Origin of the sequence: Candidatus Marimicrobium litorale (assembly GCF_026262645.1) — a bacterium.
GTDB classification, from domain to species: Bacteria; Pseudomonadota; Gammaproteobacteria; order Pseudomonadales; family Halieaceae; genus Marimicrobium; species Marimicrobium litorale.
In genome coordinates this window covers 3,648,871-3,668,036 of sequence record NZ_SHNO01000001.1, presented here as the reverse complement: position 1 = coordinate 3,668,036, position 19,166 = coordinate 3,648,871, and the positions used below count along the sequence as shown (strand labels likewise).

General features: G+C 50.1%; 10 protein-coding genes and 1 pseudogene. 9 read left to right on the top strand and 2 right to left on the bottom strand.

Annotation, left to right across the window (positions count from 1 at the left end; all coding sequences use genetic code 11):
* Positions 1-145 precede the first annotated feature (145 nt).
* From EYC82_RS16330 to EYC82_RS16320, 3 genes are all read left to right on the top strand, one after another.
* Entirely contained in the window at positions 146-1,255 is a 1,110-nt protein-coding gene (locus EYC82_RS16330) for a DUF1254 domain-containing protein (RefSeq protein WP_279250606.1), read from the top strand.
* Between the two features lie 184 nt (positions 1,256-1,439).
* A complete protein-coding gene (locus EYC82_RS16325; RefSeq protein ID WP_279250605.1) occupies positions 1,440-2,384 on the top strand; it encodes a cache domain-containing protein in 945 nt (314 codons plus the stop codon).
* A 12-nt stretch (positions 2,385-2,396) separates the two neighbouring features.
* Positions 2,397-3,722: a uracil-xanthine permease family protein gene (locus EYC82_RS16320; RefSeq protein WP_279250604.1), complete on the top strand. Its 1,326-nt coding sequence runs from the start codon at positions 2,397-2,399 to the stop codon at positions 3,720-3,722.
* Between the two features lie 69 nt (positions 3,723-3,791).
* On the opposite strand, the gene EYC82_RS16315 is transcribed toward EYC82_RS16320, so the two are convergent.
* Positions 3,792-4,439, bottom strand: coding sequence for an IS6 family transposase (locus EYC82_RS16315; RefSeq protein WP_279250712.1), 648 nt, complete (start codon positions 4,437-4,439; stop codon positions 3,792-3,794).
* 528 nt (positions 4,440-4,967) lie between these two features.
* Here EYC82_RS16315 and EYC82_RS16310 point away from each other — a divergent pair.
* The 4 genes and pseudogenes from EYC82_RS16310 (at position 4,968) to EYC82_RS16295 (ending at position 8,011) form a co-directional block, all read left to right on the top strand.
* The gene (locus tag EYC82_RS16310; RefSeq protein WP_279250603.1) at positions 4,968-5,942 is read left to right on the top strand and encodes a hypothetical protein; all 975 of its coding nucleotides are present in this window, start codon (positions 4,968-4,970) and stop codon (positions 5,940-5,942) included.
* A 332-nt stretch (positions 5,943-6,274) separates the two neighbouring features.
* Positions 6,275-7,009, top strand: coding sequence for a glycosyltransferase (locus EYC82_RS16305; RefSeq protein WP_279250602.1), 735 nt, complete (start codon positions 6,275-6,277; stop codon positions 7,007-7,009).
* Between the two features lie 222 nt (positions 7,010-7,231).
* Positions 7,232-7,675, top strand: a pseudogene (locus tag EYC82_RS16300) (transposase); the annotation flags it as partial.
* 60 nt (positions 7,676-7,735) lie between these two features.
* Positions 7,736-8,011 carry a DUF1214 domain-containing protein gene (locus EYC82_RS16295; protein WP_279250711.1) on the top strand — a complete coding sequence of 92 codons (276 nt, stop codon included), beginning with the start codon at positions 7,736-7,738 and terminating at the stop codon, positions 8,009-8,011.
* A gap of 171 nt (positions 8,012-8,182) precedes the next feature.
* Here the strand turns inward: EYC82_RS16295 and EYC82_RS16290 are convergent, their stop codons facing one another.
* The gene (locus tag EYC82_RS16290; RefSeq protein ID WP_279250601.1) at positions 8,183-9,271 is read right to left on the bottom strand and encodes an AraC family transcriptional regulator; all 1,089 of its coding nucleotides are present in this window, start codon (positions 9,269-9,271) and stop codon (positions 8,183-8,185) included.
* 703 nt (positions 9,272-9,974) lie between these two features.
* Here EYC82_RS16290 and EYC82_RS16285 point away from each other — a divergent pair.
* On the top strand, positions 9,975-11,693 hold the full coding sequence (locus tag EYC82_RS16285) for a ShlB/FhaC/HecB family hemolysin secretion/activation protein (RefSeq protein ID WP_279250600.1): 1,719 nt from the start codon (positions 9,975-9,977) through the stop codon (positions 11,691-11,693).
* Positions 11,694-11,737: 44 nt separating this feature from the next.
* A complete protein-coding gene (locus EYC82_RS16280) occupies positions 11,738-19,150 on the top strand; it encodes a two-partner secretion domain-containing protein (protein WP_341475066.1) in 7,413 nt (2,470 codons plus the stop codon).
* Positions 19,151-19,166: the final 16 nt, after the last annotated feature.

The following is a 19,166-nucleotide window of genomic DNA, read 5'->3' as shown; positions in this document are numbered from 1 at the left end:
CGCAATAGGTGGTTGTCTGCAGTCCGTTGTTTGTAATAGATTAGTAGCAAGGGTAGCGTTTACCCCGCTTATACTTAGACACCACACTGCAATTGTATTAGTTTCCCAGAGTATACAGCGTCCACTATGGGCCAAGGAGATTTGAATGTCCGTACTCATCCGTAACACTCTTCTACAACGCTGCATTCGCTCCGGCACAATACTGGCTCTAGGGGGCGCGCTTATGGTCGCTCAGCAGATCACACTGGCTGACGACCAATGTCCTGCCCCAGCGCTCTCGGTTAAAGAAAGCCCCATTACCAGAGTGGATGAGCAGAACTACTCGCTGGCCGAGAGCCAGGTCATTTTTGCCGACTACGTGCGCAAGATCGCCGCTGCCACCTGCGGCGGCGGCGTGGGCCAACTCATGCACCTGCGCAATACTCCCGACCCCACTGATCGCACCATTTTGCGCATCAACTTTGACACCATCTATTCGTTTTTGATTCTGGACCTCACCACGCCGGCGATCATCACCCTGCCCGAGACCAACGGCCGCTATCAAAGCGCCGAGGTATTGGACGAAGAGCACTACATTCCGTTTATTTTTCAGCAGCCCGGCACCTATGAACTCACTCAGGAGAACGTGGGCGGGCAGTACGCGATTGTGATCTTTCGCACTCAGGTGGCCATGGGTGATGAGGAAGACTTGAAAGCCGTGCATGAGCTGCAGGATCAGATCCAGGTGGAACAAGACGCACCGGGGAGCTACGTCGCCAGCGACGCCTGGGATATGGACGAAATCCTGACCATGCGCAAAGCCTACCAGACCCGCGCGGTGCGCGATAAAGTGCCCTCGGAAGAGATGGCCAGCGCTCGCGGCGAGATCACTCACGATATGCACAACTTTGGCCCCGCCGTCGGCTGGGGTGGCCTGACCAAGGAAGGCGCGATCTACCTGTTTATCGATAACGAACCGAGCGACCCCCAAACCCTTACGGTGAAGGATGTGCCCATGGCCAATAACGCGTTCTGGTCGATTACGGTGTACGACAAAGACGGCTACCCCCAAGGCGAGCACTTTAGTCTGAACAGCACTTTTGCTACTGAGAACGACGAGGGAGAGACGATTGTGCGCTTTGGTGGCTCACCCGATCAGGAGAACTACCTCGAGATCTACGAGGGCTGGAACGCGACGTTCCGCATTTACTCGCCACAGGCCGAGTACTTTGATGGCAGCTGGGAAGTTCCTTCGCCCCAACTGGTGGGCAACTGATCAACTCAATCACTGTGCGCGGTGCCCGCCGCGCGCGACTATCGTTGATGTTGCTGCGGTATCGACATAGCCTGGACCGCAATAGGTGGTTGCCTGCAGTCCGTTGTTTGTACTACATTAGTTTCGAAAGTAGCGTTTATCTTGCTTATACCTTTACTCAAAATCTTCTTGGGGCTGCGGTACGATGTTTCTAGGTCTTTCCCTCCCAAAAACAGTATTCCTCAAGACTTTTTGGCTAGTGCTTATATCCGCCATGATGCTAGATGTTGAAAGCATTGCAGAAGAATTTCATGAAGAAATTGTATATCAATATAGTGATACACAGCGCCTTGTAAAATTGGTTAATGCTGCTGCTGAATTATTGTCAACGATGGGTGAGGCGGCCTTCGAAGATTTTTCTAAAGAAGGTTCTCGTTGGTATTATGGGCAGTATTATCTCTTTGTTTACAGTCCTGAAAGTATTTGTCTTTTTCATCCTGTGCAGCCTGATCTGGTGGGAAAAGATATGAAAGATTTTCGTGATATAAATGGTAAGCCTGTTGTCGAGCTAATAACGAATGTGGGAGAGCAATCTTCAGGGAAGGCAAGCGATTGGGTTTTTTATAAATGGCCTGACAAAGATGAGTTGCTTCCCCATTGGAAAGGCGCCTATATACGTAAAGTGGCCGGGCCAGATGGAAAGGTTTATTTTGTTGGTAGTGGGGCATACAACTTAAAGACGGAGCGTTCAGTGGTTGAGCATCGTGTTCAAATGGCAGCAGAGCTTTTGGAAGCGAAGGGAAAAAATTATGCTTTTAAACAGTTTCGTAGCAGCGCAACCCCATATTCTTTCCTCGATGCATATGTGTTTGTAGTTGACTTGCAGGGCCGTACAATATTTGATCCGGCTTATCCTACCTTGGAAGGACGTAGTGTTTTACCTTTTCAAGATGCTATTGGGAAATTTCCGGTCAAAAAACTATTAAAAGAACTGGAACATAAGGATCAGGCACGTTTGCAGTATCTTTGGCGAAATCCGGGCGTATTTGAAATGACTCGTAAGTCTATTTATGCCAAAAAAGTTAAAGTGGGGGATCAAACCTTAATTGTTGGCTCAGACTACTTTCTAGCAACCCCGATCTGGATGTAATAGGAGTTTATATTGGCCAATAGACCTGATGAACTTCTTTATGGCTTAGATGATAAGCCCCCGACACCGATTCTTTTCTTACTTTCGATTCAACATATCTTTCTAATGTCGAGTACTTTAGTACTGCCTGTTGTATTAGTGCTAGAGATAGGCGGCACAATGGATGATGTGAGAATAGTTGTTGCGATGACGATGGTAGCCGCTGGATTAGGAACTATTATTCAGGCTACACGAGGTCCTGGTATTGGGTCGGGCTTATTGTGTCCCAACCTTTGTGGTCCTAATTTCTTTGCCGTATCTATGGAGGCCGCTTGGTTAGGTGGGTTGCCTTTGATGCGAGGGATGACTATAGCAGCAGGATTCGTGGAAATGCTATTAGCTCGGTTTTTTCACCGATTGGCTTTTCTATTTCCACCAGAAATAACAGGTGTTGTGGTGTTAATGGTTGCTATTAGCATCATACCTCTCGGTGTATCAAAATTTTTTGGTGTTAATTACAGTAATGAATATATCGATACACTCAATCTGTCCATTGCTGTCTTGACCTTGTTGGTGATGATTGGAGCCAATGTGATAAAAGGAGGTAAATTAAAACTCTATAGTGTGTTGCTAGGTTTGCCTTTCGGTTATGTATTGTCGTTTATAACCGGCGCAACATCCATCGATGCTTTTGATCAAGTAAAGGAGGCCGCTTGGTTTGGCTTGCCTTCTTTTGGCTCCATGATGGATATTTCCTTTAGTTGGTCTCTACTGCCAGCATTTATTATCGTTTCCATTTGCGGAGCCCTAAAGACCTATGGAAATTTGGCTATGGCTGAAAGCATCAATGATAAAAATTGGCAGCGGCCCAATGTCAAGCGTATGGGTGGCGGTTTGATGGCGGATGCATGCTCTATCACTGCAGCTGGTTTATTGGGTGGCATGGCGACAGACACCTCTGCCAGTAATGTTTCCCTAAGTAAGGCTTCTGGTGCTACAAGTCGTATTATCGGATTTGTTGCTGGCTTGCTGTTTATTCTGTTGGGGTTCTCGCCAAAATTGAGTGGCATATTGGCAATTATGCCAATGCCTGTCATGGGCGCGATCTTAATTTTTGTCGTGAGCTTTATGATTATGGCAGGCATACAAATTATTATTGATTCGAAGCCAGACGCAATTTGTGTGTTTGTGGTTGGCGTTTCATTGACTTTTGGTTTGAGTTTACAGGCAATGCCAGAACTGTATGCGCTGATGCCTACTTGGTTGAGGCCAATTTTTAGTTCTGCGCTTAGTTTTACGGGCGTGCTTGCCATCGTGCTAAATCAATTATTAAGCTTTGGCCAAAAAAGGCAGTTGTGAAAGGTTTTATTCAAAAATGGGGTTCTGACAAGTTAACTCCCCGGAGTTAAAGGAATCAGCCAACCAATCTCAAGCAACCGCCCTACTCCATTCATTGAACGCACTTACCCTCAGATTCCGGTAGTGCTGAGCTCTGACCAAGTGCCTTCCTAGATTGAATAGATTCTGAACAGCGGCATGTGCAGTAACGAACCTCTGGGCCTGCCTCATCGATTTAAAGCGACGCATTCCACGCTCCCTCACCCTGGTCGCCTCATGGGATTGCTCTGCCCGATTGTTCTCATACTGACTAGTACTGTGTATTGTCTCAGACATCAGTTCCCGGTGAGAGACCCCATAGCTCCGCAACTTGTCAGTCACAATCCTCCTGGGTTCGCCGCCATGACTACGTAACAACCGCCTGAAGAAGCGCTTGGCAGCAGCTCCATTCCGTTTAGCCTGCAGGTATACATCCACTACTTCGCCATCCTGGTCTAAGGCCCGCCACAGATAGCGCTGTTTGCCGTTGATCTTCACGAAACCTTTATCGATGAAGAAAGTGTCACCGTATCCCCGATGCTTCCGCTTCAATCTCCGAGTGTATATGGCGCCAAACTTGATGCACCAAAGGCGGATCGATTCCCGAGTGACAATGATGCCTCGCTCTGCGAGAAGATCTTCAATATCCCGGTGACTAAGGTTGAAGCGATAGTAGAGCCAGACGGCGTAGGCGATGATATCTGGTGGAAATTATGACGTTTTTAGGTATTCATCCGCCAATTCTAGCAATTTGGCCGGGTTAACTTGTCAGTACCCTTCTGTGAGCTACAACCTGGAAACGACCACAAAAGATTTGCAAGTGAACCAATGCGAGATCGCTTTCAGCACGTTCGATGCCGATCGCCTGATTCAATGCACGAAAAGCAACGGGATACTGGGAGAAAAATTTCCCACATAGGCCTTTTATCCGTCTTATACTTCGGTACCCTTGTATGTATTCATGAGCCAAGTCTACCAATTTCGGCCCGTTGACTTGTCAGTACCCCTCGCCAAGAACAGCGACTGCTCATTGGCTGAGTATGGCAATTTCAATCCCTTATCTCGTCAGTACCTGCTAAAGTAAGTAACTGCCTAATCAACTAGAACCAGTTTCTGTAAATGAAGTGCATTCTACATATTGGAACCGCTAAAACCGGATCCACGTCTATACAAAGGTTTTTTTGTAGTAATCATGAAGCATTAAAGAGGCATGGTTATCTCTACCCCGTGTTCAATCAAAAATTTGCAACTGGCCCATCACATCTATCTTTAGCGATTTATAGTAGTGAGGGAAATTGGATAAAGGAACACCCAATCGGCGGATTGCCAAATGCAGAAAAGACAGCCTGGAAAAATAATTTTCGATCCTATTTCCGGAAGCTCATTCTACAAAAAAAGGATATCCACACCTGTATTCTCTCTTCTGAGCACCTCAGCGCACGAAGAACGAATGCAACAGAACTTAAACATTTACTGAAAACATGCTTCAACGAATTCACGATAATCATTTACCTAAAGCCACAATCTACACTATGTGTAAGCCGCTACAGCACCCAGATAAAAGCAAAAAGAGACGAAGATGATTTTTTTAATGAAAAATATATCGCTCATTTTTATAACTACAGCAACGCATTAAGGCAATGGATTGATAACTTTGGCAAAGAGAACATCAAGATAAGAATTCTAGATGATAGTCCCAATGGTATAGAGAACGTAACTGAAGATTTTTCAGACCTGGTAGGAATAAAATCCTTAAACTTTCCAAACCTTGATCGGCGAGAAAATCAATCGTTTGACGCAGGTTCTTTAGACCTACTTCTTTTACTAAATAAACTGGTAAACAAAGAGCAGTTAGATTATCCAAAAAAACTAAAACAGAAAATCACGAACACTATAGCCAAACTACCGACGGGTGACAGAAAGTGGCCTGCTAAACAGGAAGCCATTGAGTTTGATCTAAAGTTTTCTGACGATAATCAATATTTGGCGGATTTATTTTTTGATGGCAGAGTCCTTTTCCAGGTCGATTATAACCGCTACCCGGATGAGGCCACACCCATTAGCGATCCCGAGGTACTATTTGAAAAGCTCTCAGTGATTACGCCTCAAATTTCGACCGCTGCAAAAGTGTCAGGATACGAACAGGAGTGGCATGAAATCCACAAAGCTTTGGAAAAGAACATTCGCACCCTAGCAGTTTAGAAGGTTCTGACAAGTTAACTACCAGAGACCTGAGCAATCTCGCTACCCGTATCAGGCAACCGCCCCAATCAGCCCGGACGCCACTGAACACTGGGTCGGCATGGACTTCTGTGAGCTACAACCTGGAAACGACCACAAAAGATTTGCAAGTGAACCAATGCGAGATCGCTTTCAGCACGTTCGATGCCGATCGCCTGATTCAATGCACGAAAAGCAACGGGATACTGGGAGAAAAATTTCCCACATAGGCCTTTTATCCGTCTTATACTTGGGTGACATCGATCATAAGAGTCGTTACTCTTCAATACCGAACTAAGTGCACTAGAGATACTGTGAGAGTTGCCGTAGTCACCCCATACTATCAGGAAGATGAATCGACTCTCTGGCAGTGCCATAACAGTGTGCTAACACAGGGGCACCCCTGCGAACACATCATGGTGGCTGATGGCCACCCAATAGCCGCTATCAATGGCTGGCAATGCCATCACAGCACGCTGCCCCTGAGCCACAATGACAACGGCAATACACCTCGAACCATCGGCTCACTCTTCGCTATTAATCAGGGCTTTGATGCCATTGCCTACCTCGATGCCGACAACTGGTATCAACCCAACCATATTGCCAGTTTGGTGAAGGCACACCACGAGCAAGCGGCTCCGGTATGCGCCAGTGAACGTTCCTTACACCGTGCGGACGGTAGCTTACTCCCGGTTAGCGAGCCGTTCGACGGTATTCGCCACATCGACACCAGCTGCCTGTTCCTGACCCGAGATGCATTTAACCTTTGTCCACTATGGGCCATGATGCCATCGATGCTGTCCCCCATCTGTGACAGGCTTTTTTACACCGCTCTGACCGGTAGTAATCTCAAGATCGCCTATACCCGATTGCAAACGCTTGCCTTTCGCAGTCAATACGCCTGTCACTACGAATATGCAGGAGAGACGGCGCCACCTGGTGCAAAGGCAGATGTAACCCGCGATCCCATTCGTCAATGGAATTCTCTGGAGGATGAGCAGCGCCAGATGTACTTCCGGCGCATGGGGTTCAGCTTTTTTCTGGAATAGACCGCTGTTCGTGCTTTAGCCTGTTACCAAAGTGCTGACCCATTCATTTACCTTGCAGAACGGTGCTGAGAAATTAGCTTCAGCAGGCTACTGCAATCAGCGCCCTCTAATCAGTCCCCCGCCCTAGCCCACTTTTTGAACGCACCCACTCTGAGACTTCCATAGGTAGCGCTCTGATCTGACCGACTGCCTTCCAAGGTTGAATAAATTTGAAGCAGCAGTATAAGCGCCCAAAAAACCCTGCTCCTCTCAATCGGCTCAACCAAGTATCCATTTCACGTGCGAGTGCTGCGAAGGACACCAAAAGGACAAGCTGAGCGGCTGTGCAGGTACATAGCCAGGCCAGCGGTTGCAGTTCCCCGCCTTTCACTGAGCTCCACCGGCAAGGTGCTCTATACCCTGAAGACGCCCTACCGGGATGGCACCACGCAAATGGCATTCGAGCCGGTGGATTTCATTGTACGATTGGCGGCACTGGTTCCCAAGACCAGGGTCAATCTCACTCGCTACCACGGCGTTCTTGCCCCTAATCACCGCTGGCGCGGACTGGTCACGCTGGCAAAACGAGGCAAAGGTGCAATGCGCCCTGCCGATAGTGACGTCGTCTCACCGATCCAGCGTCATGCGGCCATGACCTGGGCCCAGCGACTCAAGCGCGTATTCAATAAGGAAGGCGCGATCTACCTGTTTATCGATAACGAACCGAGCGACCCCCAAACCCTTACGGTGAAGGATGTGCCCATGGCCAATAACGCGTTCTGGTCGATTACGGTGTACGACAAAGACGGCTACCCCCAGGGCGAGCACTTTAGTCTGAACAGCACTTTTGCTACTGAGAACGACGAGGGAGAGACGATTGTGCGCTTTGGTGGCTCACCCGATCAGGAGAACTACCTCGAGATCTACGAGGGCTGGAACGCGACGTTCCGCATTTACTCGCCACAGGCCGAGTACTTTGATGGCAGCTGGGAAGTTCCTTCGCCCCAACTGGTGGGCAACTGATCAACTCAATCACTGTGCGCGGTGCCCGCCGCGCGCGACTATCGTTGATGTTACTGCGGTATCGACATAGCCTGGACCGCAATAGGTGGTTGTCTGCAGTCCGCTGTTTGTAATAGATTAGTAGCAAGGGTAGCGTTTATCCCGCGCTTATACTTGGTCCATCACCTCTACTTAACCTGTCTTTAGCTCACCACTGAGGTAATCAGTGGGCGCCTGCCCCGTCCACTGCTTGAAGGCGCGGGAAAAGGCCGACGCGCTGGAAAAACCCAGCATAAAGGCCACCTCCGAGACGGACAGTGCGTTGGCGTTTATCAAGCGCTGCGCCTGCCGTATGCGAAATTGCCGGCACAGCTCGCGGTAGGTCAAACCGTGCGCCTGCAGGCGGCGTTTGAAAGTGCTAAGGCTCATGGCCAGCGCCGCCGCCACTGCGCGTGACTCAGGCAGTCCGGCACTGATGTGCTGGTGCAAATAGCCATGGACGGCACCAATCAGATCGGTTCCCGGGGCAACAGTGGTCTGCCCCGGGCGAAACTGGGTCGCCTCGCTAATAGTGTGAATGAGTGTGTCGAACACGCTTGGGTCGGCCTGATGCACTTTCTCATACAGGGTGCCGCTGTCCAGTATTACACGGCAGGCGTCCTGCTCAAAGTGCACCGGGCAGCGCAGCAGCTTTTCGTAGACGGCGACCTCGGCGCGAGGTGTGTGGGCAAAATGCACGGCGCGGTACTGGTATTTATGCAATACCTGAAAATCGGTCAGCTGGTTGAACATGCGCCCGTAGCCGCTCGCCATCATCTCCATGAACGGTGCTACTGTGGCGGGGTCCATCAGCGGGCTTTTCAGGCTCACTACCACGTCGTCCCCGTCCTCGTCGAGGGAGGCGTCGATGCTGCGGTTGTCCATGTGGCGGTAGCGAAACAGCAGGCGCAGCGCGTCGCCGGTCAATGGGCTGTTCATCATACAATAGCCCAGTGCGCCCATGTTGCCCGGGTGCATGTTAGCACCACAAATCAACCCCAGCAGCGGTTGGCCCGTCAGTTCAATAGCTGCATGCCAGGCAGCATAGTAGTCTACGGCGGACACCAGCTCGTCAAAGTTGGAGGTGAGGTCATGGCTGATGCCGGTGGCGTCGGTAAACGCCTGCGGGTTGGTGCCGACGAGCTTCAACGCGTGGAACAGCGGGCGGTAAGCCAAGCGTGAGATAGTGGGTGTACGATCGGGGGCGGCGGCAGTCCCAGATTTCTTCGATACTTCATGCATCGTCAAATTTTAGCGCAACGGGCCTGTGCTGTCACGACCCGCGCCTCAGCATGCCGCCTGCTCGCCGGAAACCACAGAGGGGATTGCTGTCATCGTTGCGGCGCTCAGGGCAGTTGGTATCGCTGAATAAGGCCAAATTCAAGTCAGCGTCAGCCAGATCGGCCCCGATGACGAAGACCCTCGCCTTTCACATAGAACGCTGTTTGCAGTAGTACATCAGTGGTGGTTTGCAGCATGCGAGCCAGAATGCCGCTGAGCGGTATATGAGTCTGATTACCCTCAAACGCCGGTTGAAAGAGCAAGGTGTTAATCGCCTGGAACCGTCTCAGGAAGACAGGGCAGGCCTAGCCGAAAAACATACCTCTGGCTCATGCATTGTCTATTTGTGAAATTTCAGTCGTGTTGGGCTTCTCCAGTTCCAATGCTTTTTCTAGAGCATTTAAATTCTGGGCCGGCTTTGCCCGCAGCGATTGTCCGAAATAATGATGCTTCACTCCGCCAATCAGGCCGCATTCACCACTCAGTTTATAGGGCTATTTTGGGCCAAATTGTCAACTGATTGAGCCGGTTGGCTATGTTGCTGCACCGTCAAGAATGATTAAATTTTTTTGCATTATTTCGGCCAAAAATTTTGGCGTTACTTGCAGAGCAAGCCGCCTGATTTAACAGTAAATAACTATTTTTTGAAGTAGAGAGAACAATAATGGCGGGCTGTATATTGAAAGTTAGTCTCGGTCTATTTGCATTGCTGCTGTCATTGTCGATCGGAGTTTATGCGAATGATGCGACTTCTGCGGCTGAGCAATTGCGCCGTATTCAGCAAGAGCAACAGCAACGTCAGCAGCAGCAATTTGAGAGTGATCTAAAAAGTGCCAAACCGGCCCCACGCATGGAGCTGGCTATTCCGGAAACCATACCGTTGGTTGAGGGCGAGGCCTGCCAGCAGGTGGAAAGCATTACCGTGGAAGGCGTCACACTATTCAGCGAAGCAGCAATTTTGAAGATTATCAACCCTTACGAGGGCCGTTGCTTGGGGGTGAATGACATTCAAAATGTGATGACCGAAGTGACGGCGAAGTATTTGTTGGCGGGTTACCTCACCACGCGGGTTTACTTGGCCGCACAAGACCTCAGTAGTGGTGTGTTGCAATTACTGGTGTTGGAAGGTTATTTAGAGGGGGTTCAAGTTGATGAAGTCCGGCCGGGCTCCGTCGCGCTTTACAACGTATTCCCCGGTAAAGCCGGCGCCCCGTTAAATTTGCGGGATATTGAACAAGCCCTGGAAAATATGAACCGGTTACAATCGAATAATGCCACCATGACCGTTGCCCCTGGTGAAGCGGTGGGCGGCAGTGTAGTGACTTTTCATAATCAAGCCAGCCGCGCCTGGCGTGCCAGCCTGAGTTACGATAATTCTGGGGTAAAATCCACCGGCGAAGAGCAAGCCGGCCTCACCGTCAGTGCTGATAGCCCGTTTCTCTGGAATGATTTTTTAAGCTTTACCGCCCGGCAAACCACCCCCTATGACCGTAATGATATTGGTTCTCGACTATTGTCATTGTCTTATTCTGTGCCGTTTGGCTATAGCCGGCTTTCTTTTAATGCTGCTGACTCAAAGTATTACAGCCCTCTGAAACTACCCAGCGGCCTGCGCCAGCAATCGTCGGGAGAAAGTAACAATGCATCATTGCGGTTTGATCATACGGCGTTTCGTGACCGCGATTCACGCTGGGATTTGGCCGCCACACTTACCGGTAGACAAAGCAAAAGTTATTTAGAAAAGCAGTTGATAGAGGTCAGTAGCCGGCGTCTAACTGTATTGGATATTGACAGTACTTACCGGTTTTTGGTTGCCGGGGGTGCCGCCAGCGTCAACCTCGGTTACAGCAAGGGTTTAGATGCATTGGGTGCCCTGGATGACCCTTCCGGGTTGCCCGGGTTTGCGCCCCACGCTCAGTTTTCCAAATGGCGGTTTGGAGCGAGCTATTCGAGGAGTTTTGCCTTCGGTACTCGGGTGATTGCGGTTTCCAGTCAACTCATGGGGCAATACGCCAATGACGTGTTATATGGTTCGGAGATGTTGCTCATCGGTGGCTTATATACCGTGCGAGGCTTTTCTGAAAATTCGCTGTCTGGCGATAATGGCTACTATCTGCGCAACGATTTATCAATGCCGATGACCTTGTCGGTGAGCAATGACTGGCCGCTGCTTATCAAGCCTTACGTGGGTTTGGATTACGGACGAGTGAAAGGCCGGAATAGCGTCGCTCCGAAGGGTGACATAAGCGGTGCAGCAGCCGGGGTCACGCTGGCCTCACGGGGCTTCAATGCCGATGTGTTTGCCGCCCGGGCTATTTCAAAACCCGGCAGTTTCAACGGTGAAGGCATATTAGTGTCGTTTCGAGTCGGTTACACGTTTTAACCGGAAAAATAACATGAGTACCAATTAAGAATGACGTACAAAATATGAATAGAGCTTATCAATTGGTTTGGAACCTCAGCAAGGGTTGTTACACAGTCGCTGCAGAAACGGCCCGGCGCGGTAGAAAAGCCGCCAACCAATCGCAGGGTTATGCACTGGCTAGCCTGCTTTCGAGTGGCTTCATGCTTGCCGCTGGCCACAGTATGGCTGATGTGGAAGTTGCCTCTGGACGTGCTGAGGCCTATCGCGCGGATAACGGGGTTGAAGTGTTGAACATTGAACAGGCTAACAGTAGAGGCTTGTCGCACAATAAACTCACCCGGTATGACGTTGACCCTTCAGGTTTGGTGCTGAATAACAATGCCCCCGCGGGAACTTCTAACTCAGTCACATCACAGTTGGCCGGTAGTGTGATGCCCAATTCTAATCTAAACGCAGCAGCCCAAGTGATTCTTAATGAAGTGGTTGCCGCCAATCGTTCAGCCTTGCAAGGCTTTACCGAAGTAGCCGGCAGCAAAGCCGATGTGGTGGTGGCTAACCCCTGGGGCATTACGTGTGGTGGCTGTGGTTTCATTAATACCGACCATGTCACTTTAACCACCGGCACGCCAAATATTAATAGCGGTGCTCTACAGGGTTTTACTGTTGAAGGTGGTGATGTACTGATTAATGGCAGCGGTGCCAATTTAAGCGCCCAAGAAATGTTCAACGTAGTGGCGCGCAGTGTCAGCGTTGATGGTCAAATTAATGCCAATGATTTGCTCGTTGTGGCTGGGCGAACTAACTATGACTATGGTTCACGCAGTGCGGCAGCGCTGGCGGCCGACTCAACCAGTAATGGTCAAACTGCCATTGATTCCACCCTAGTGGGTGGCATGTATGCCGGTAAAATTCATTTGATCGCCACTGAAGCCGGGGTCGGAGTGCGGATGGCCGGTGATGTTGCTGCGACCGCGGCTGATTTTAGCATTACTGCGAATGGAAAAATTGAACTCAGCAACCAAATATCGGCACAGACGAATATCGCCCTCACTTCAACGACTAACGAGGCTACTGCGATTGCATTGACAGACAGCACCTTAACCGCAGGTAAAAATTTAACACTCGATGCCAACACCCGCGGTATCACGCTTGTGGGGGGCGTGCTGAAAGCCAATAACCAGCTTACTTATAACGCCGGTGGTTTGTCTGACACTGGGTCTACAGGCGCGGTTTCTACGTCTGCAAAAACTGATAACAACAAGCGTTTTTCAGACGATAATGTGGCTCTAAATATAACCGGTACGATAACTATCGGTGATGTTGCCTATGGGGCAGAAAATAATGTTGCTATTGCCGCTAACAATATCGCATTCACTTCAGCCGCTAGCCATATCTACAGTGATTCGGGCGCGGTAACGGTTAGTGCTGACACTGGCGTGAGAAACACCGGAACTATCTCGGCCTATGAAGGCAGTGTGGGACTGATGGCAGATAACGGAATTACCAACAGCGGCACATTGTATGGGCAAACCAGCGTCTCAATCAGTGGTAACAATGCTGCTGGGAGAACAGATGTGTTTAACAGTGGCACCATATTTTCTGATGGGGCGCTCACTATTGATGCCAAGACGGGCACCAATACATCGATCATTCAAGGAGCGACAATAACAACGATTAACGCCACCACTCTGAATAACAGCGGCGAGTTAACGACCTTAAATCTCGACGGCCAATCTAGCACGATTAATACGCTAGTACTGACCAACAGCGGCACACTGCAGTCTGCGCAAAGCCTTGATTTGATCATTCAAAAAAGCCTCGATAATTCGGGCACGGTGTTGGCAGGCGAGGTTTTATCGGTGCGCGGTAGTGCAGCGGGTCGCACCTTGGCGGTAATCAACCACACTGGTGGTGTGTTACAAGCGGGCGCCAGTTTTTCGCTGTCTGGCCAGGGGGGGTCTACCCATGCCACATTGGATAATCAAAGCGATAGCATAGTCGCGGCTGACCAGCTGGATCTGGATGTCGACAGCTTAAATAATTCTGGCACAGTGCAAGGTGCGGGTGGTGCCGACCTGAATATTGCCAGTACCTTAACTAGTAATGACGGCGCAGCATTGATTTTTGATACCGGCCCGGTGAGGATTTCTGCGGATACGATCGATAACGCAGGGACGATTCAGGCTGTCAGTAACTTAAATGTAAACGTGGGTTCATCGTTAAGTAATGGCGATACCGGCGAAATCTTGACGCTATCCGCACTCACAAACGATATTTTGGTGCGCGGGATCAACAATACCGCCTACACAATTGATAATTCCGGCCTAATGCATGCGGCGGGCACCCTTAACCTACAAGGGTTCGGTGGCACCAAGGCTACCACTATAGATAACCGTGCCTCAGGCAGTTTGCGCGGCAATGCCATCGACATCGTTGCCAGCGCCTTAACACTGGAGGATGCCTCACAACTGCTGAGTGCTGACGGCGCCACTATTGAAGTAGATACATTAACCTCTGGTGGCTCTAACGCAAAAATGATTAACCTCAGCGGTACCAGTACGGTTACGGTTGCCGGTAACGATGGGTTTACCAACCGCGGTGTGGTTCATTCGGGTGGTGACCTGGTTTTAACGGCACGGACTATTGGTAACACCTCAACGGCTGGCATATCGGCTATGGCTAACCTGACAGCCACTGCAACCGGCGGTGATTTTATCAATAGTGGTGCGCTGTTTAGTGGCACAATGATGAACTTATCCAGCACTGGTACGTTACACAATGATGCTACCGGCACCATGGACTCTGGTAATAACATCACGATCTCTGCAGCACGCTTTATAAATAATAATTACTTGAATGCACTGCAAAATATTAGTATCAGTGCGGGCGAATTCAGAAACGAAACCACTGGCGGCGATACCCGAGTATGGGGCCCCAATACTCCAGTGGTGAAAACCTTAACTAGTTCCCGAGAGCAAGGTTATACTTGTAATAATCCGTTTGATGGTGTCTGCTACGATCAATTTTCATGGGGGAATTATCAGGATACCTGGTCACGCAGTCAGCACTACAGTGTGGTTGCTCCTAAGCCGCAAATTGTTGGTGGTGGTACCGTTCAGATTAGGGATTTTGCTTATGGCCGCAATTACGGCGGTTTAATTTCAGGAAACAACGTGGTGTTAACCGGTGTCGGCGGCGCTACCTTTGTTAACGATGAGCTGGCCTTGAGCCGTGAGAATTACGCAGAAACCTACCGACATGAAGTACGTTATATTGCGGCAGGCGGGCTTAGGTATTACGATGATGCCACTGCCTATGTGGGAGTCACCTCACCACTGGGTGACTACGCGCCGCCACCTCAAATCCCTAACCCTCTGTTTGGTACTCCTGTGCCACAGGGGGCTCCCCCTCACCAACAGTTTCTGCCTTACCACCGCGGTTCGTCTGGCACGGTGCTAGACAGTGTCGATAAAATCGGCGGTATGGGCGCCGGTATTTTTGCCAACGGCGGTAACCTGACAATAACTGGCACAGCCTTGACCAATAATGGTTTTCTTTATTCAGAATCGGGCCCTGTAGAGCCTGGCAGTGTATTGGCTGGCTCTGCAGAAAACGCCAATGTCGGTAACACGGTGAACTCAACCTCCAACAGTGATGCTGGTGCGCCGCTAGCGGTAGCGCCATCTATGTCATTGTCGGGGCGACTCTCGTACGCCGATTTAAATATTGCCTTGCCATCTAACCCTAACGGCTATTTTGTGGCCAGTCAGAACCCTACCTCTGATTATTTAATTGAAACCAATGCGCTGTTTCTCATGGATGAAGGTAACACCGTCGACCAAGAGGCTGTGCTGGATACCGAGCTGGATACTGAGCAAGGTGGCGCTAATATCAATAACAGTGTTGAAACTACCTTTGGTGTTTCAAACTATTTGGCTGACCGCATTGGTTATGACTCTGAAGTGTTAATAAAACGTTTAGGTGATGCAAATTATGAGGCGTATCTAATTCGGCAACAGTTGATTGCCAAAACCGGTAATAATTTGCTGGCGGGTTATTCAAGTCAGGTAAATTTATTACGTAGCTTGACAGTGCAAGGTGCCGATGAGGCCATTCGGCTTGGCATGACATGGGGCGAGGCCCCAACTGCGGCACAGCTAACGGCACTGCAACAGGATATCGTGTGGATGCTGGAAGTTGAAGTGATGGGCCAGACAGTATTAGCGCCAAAAGTATACCTTGCACAAGCCACCAGAGACGCAATTGAAACCGGGGCCGTGATAGCCGGAACTAACATCGATCTCAGCCTAAAAGCGATGGAAAATACTGGGGGTGTGATTACAGCAACGGATGACCTCAGTATTACAACAGTAGCCAATATTACCAATACCAGTGGCACCATCAGTGGTGGCGATGTTTCGTTGACTTCCACCGGCGGCAGCATTATCAATCAAACTCAAATCTCCGGTAGCGGCAGTGATGAGTTTTATCGTTCGGTGACCGGTAATTCTGCATCCATTGCCTCCACAGGCACGATGGCGATGAATGCGGAGAAAAATATTCAAGTAGTGGGTGCTGAGGTTAGCGCCGGCGGTGATGCCAGCCTTACAGCCGGTAACGACATCACTTTTGAAACGATTGTTGACAAACAAACCGATACTGAACATGAATATTCGGGGGACTGGAAGTGGCGCAATGAAAAAACCACCACCACTACCACCGAAACCAACATTGGCTCACGTTTACAAGTGGGCGGTTCGCTGACCACAGACAGTGGCCAAGACACTGCGCTTATTGGTAGCGCTATAAGTATAGACGGTGATCTTGATGTCACTACCGATGGCGATTTTAAGGTGCTGTCGACACAAGATAAAATCACGGTTGTAAGCCACGAAATGACAACCGGCCACGGTGTGGGTGGCGGTGCTATTGGCACTGAAACCATTGATACCGATGATTTTGAAGGCAAAAACCAAGCCAGCAACTTAGATGTAGGCGGCAGTGCAGTGACCAGCAGTGATAATGATTTTGTGTTGCAGGGCTCAAACATAAACATTGCCGGCGATGGCAATTTTGACGCTGAGAATATTCAAATTCTCGATGGCCTGGATGAAACTCGAACTACCGTGGTGCGCGAAACGCAAACCTTCTTCAAAGTTGGTGGCAGCGAATCTGCTGAGGCTAATGCCAATGCTAACACCGCCGCGGGCGGCCACAGTGCCACAGCCAGTGCCGATGCTACGGCCAGTAGCCAAAGCGAGGGCAATACACGCACGGGCGCACAAGACAGTGAAGCTGGCAGTAGCAGCAGTGCTGGCGGTATGGGCTTGAACAGCGCCGGTGCCGATGCTGGGGCGGTTGCGAAGGCGGAATCTAATCATGAGTTAATGCTGTCAGAAACCATCAACACCACGACTACTTCCGGCAGCAGTGCCAGTGTGGCATCGCAATTGAATATTGGCGGTTCGCTACGGACTAAGGCTGACGATACCTTTACGCTGAAGGGCTCAGATGTGGCGATTGCTGGTGATGTAGTAATCGAGGCCAATAACATTGAGGTGCTCAGTGGAGAAAATACCCGCTGGAGCACCACCGACACTGAGCGCACCATGGTGGGCATAGTGGAGGAAAGTGGCGCCGGTGCAAAGTCCCAAGCAGATGCTGAGGCCTCGGCCATCGGCGTATCGGCCCAAACTGGTGCAAGTGGTGAGGCTTCCGCCAATACCGGCTCAGTGATCACCCTCGGCGCTAAACACAGCACCGATTGGGAATCTGAAGAGTCCACCCAACACCGTGGTGGCTCCATCACCAGTACCGGCGGCAGTGTCAATTTGGATGCCAATGACACAGCGACCTTTGAAGGCGCCAACGTAACCGCGGCTGAGAATATTGACATTAATGCTACCGATATTCGCAATCTGGCCGCAAAAGATGAAAGTTATCGCGGGACTACCAGTACAAGCCACACCGCGGGTATTTACATCGAGGGTAAGGCTGGCGCCAGTGCCAGCGGCAATGCCCAGGCCGGTACCGGTGACATGAATGCAACTGCCAAGGGTAAGGCCAACGCCGACGCTGAGGCCAGTATCGGTGTCCGTTATAAGCATGAGGAAAGTGCTTCTAACGAGAATACCGTCACTCACCAGGGCAACCAGTTTAACGCCGGTGGTGATTTCAGTCGCCGTGCCGATAATGAGATTATCGATCAAGCCACGCAAGTGAATGCCGGTGGTGATATTACCCAAAGTGCTCGCGTGATTACTGATCAAGCCGTGCATGATAGCGTGACGATTGATTCCAGAAGTATGAGCAATGACGCCAAAGTTGGCGCTTACGCTGGTGCTTATGCTAAAGCCAGTGGCGAGGCGAATGCGCAAGCGGGCTCCGCTGAAGCTGATGCTAAAGCCGGCGCATCGCTGGGCATTAAAATTAATTATCAACATGCTAATAGCGAGGCGTCTAGCGAAGAAAAAACAGCTGTCACCAGCGGCTTTCGGGCCGGTGGCGACATTAATTCCAGCTCAAAAGCGGCCACCACCCTAGTGGGTACTAATTTTGAATCCGGTGGCGACACCACCATTAAAGCCGGCTCGCTGGATTATCAAGCGGCAGAGGATTCCCAAGTGAGTCATTCAACCGAGCACGAAGCCAATCTTGATATTAAAATTAAAATTAAAGGCGAAACCGGTGTAAAAGTGGATGTCGATTATGGTTATGAAGGCAGTAACAATCATAGCACCACCGCTCGTACTGGTGGCATCAATGCGGGCGGCAACCTGAATATTCAAACCGATGATGATGCTTCATTTGAAGGTACTAACTTAGCAGGTGAGCAGGTGGCCATCGACAGTGGCGGTAAACTGGATTTTACCGCGGCCCGAGACACCGCTTCGACCAATAGTGATAAAGCCAAGGCCAATTTAAACATAGAGGCGGGCAGTGGTAGTTCGTCACTTAAACTGGGTGGCGGTTACGACAACAGTAACAGCGCCAGCGACACAGTGCAGGTTGTGGCGATTAACAGCCGGCAAGGAGGCACCCAGTTATCCGCTGGGGGTGATATGACCTCAGAAGGCACTCAATTGCAGTCAGCGGGAGCGACTGGATTGACCAGCGGAGGTGATATCGCTTTGAATGCCGCTGAATCGGATCGCAGTCAAAGTTCTGTTGATGTCTCCGCTAACATTAATCTCAGTAAAGGAAAGCTCAATGCCAAGGGTGGCTTTGCGAGTGCCGCTGAGGTGACCTCAACCACTACTAATATCGATTCTGCTCAAGGTATTACCATTAATGCTACTAATATCGTCGATCAAGAGGCTGAGTTGCATGGCGAGCAAGGTGGCGTTGATATGAATGGCAATGTTGAAACCGCTGAGGCCAAAAACAACTTTAGCCAAACGGGTTTTAGCGGCGGATTTAGTTTATCGGCAGACGATAAGAGTGAGGGTGATAAGGGGTCAAGTAGGAGAAATTAGGGTATTGGCAAGTTAA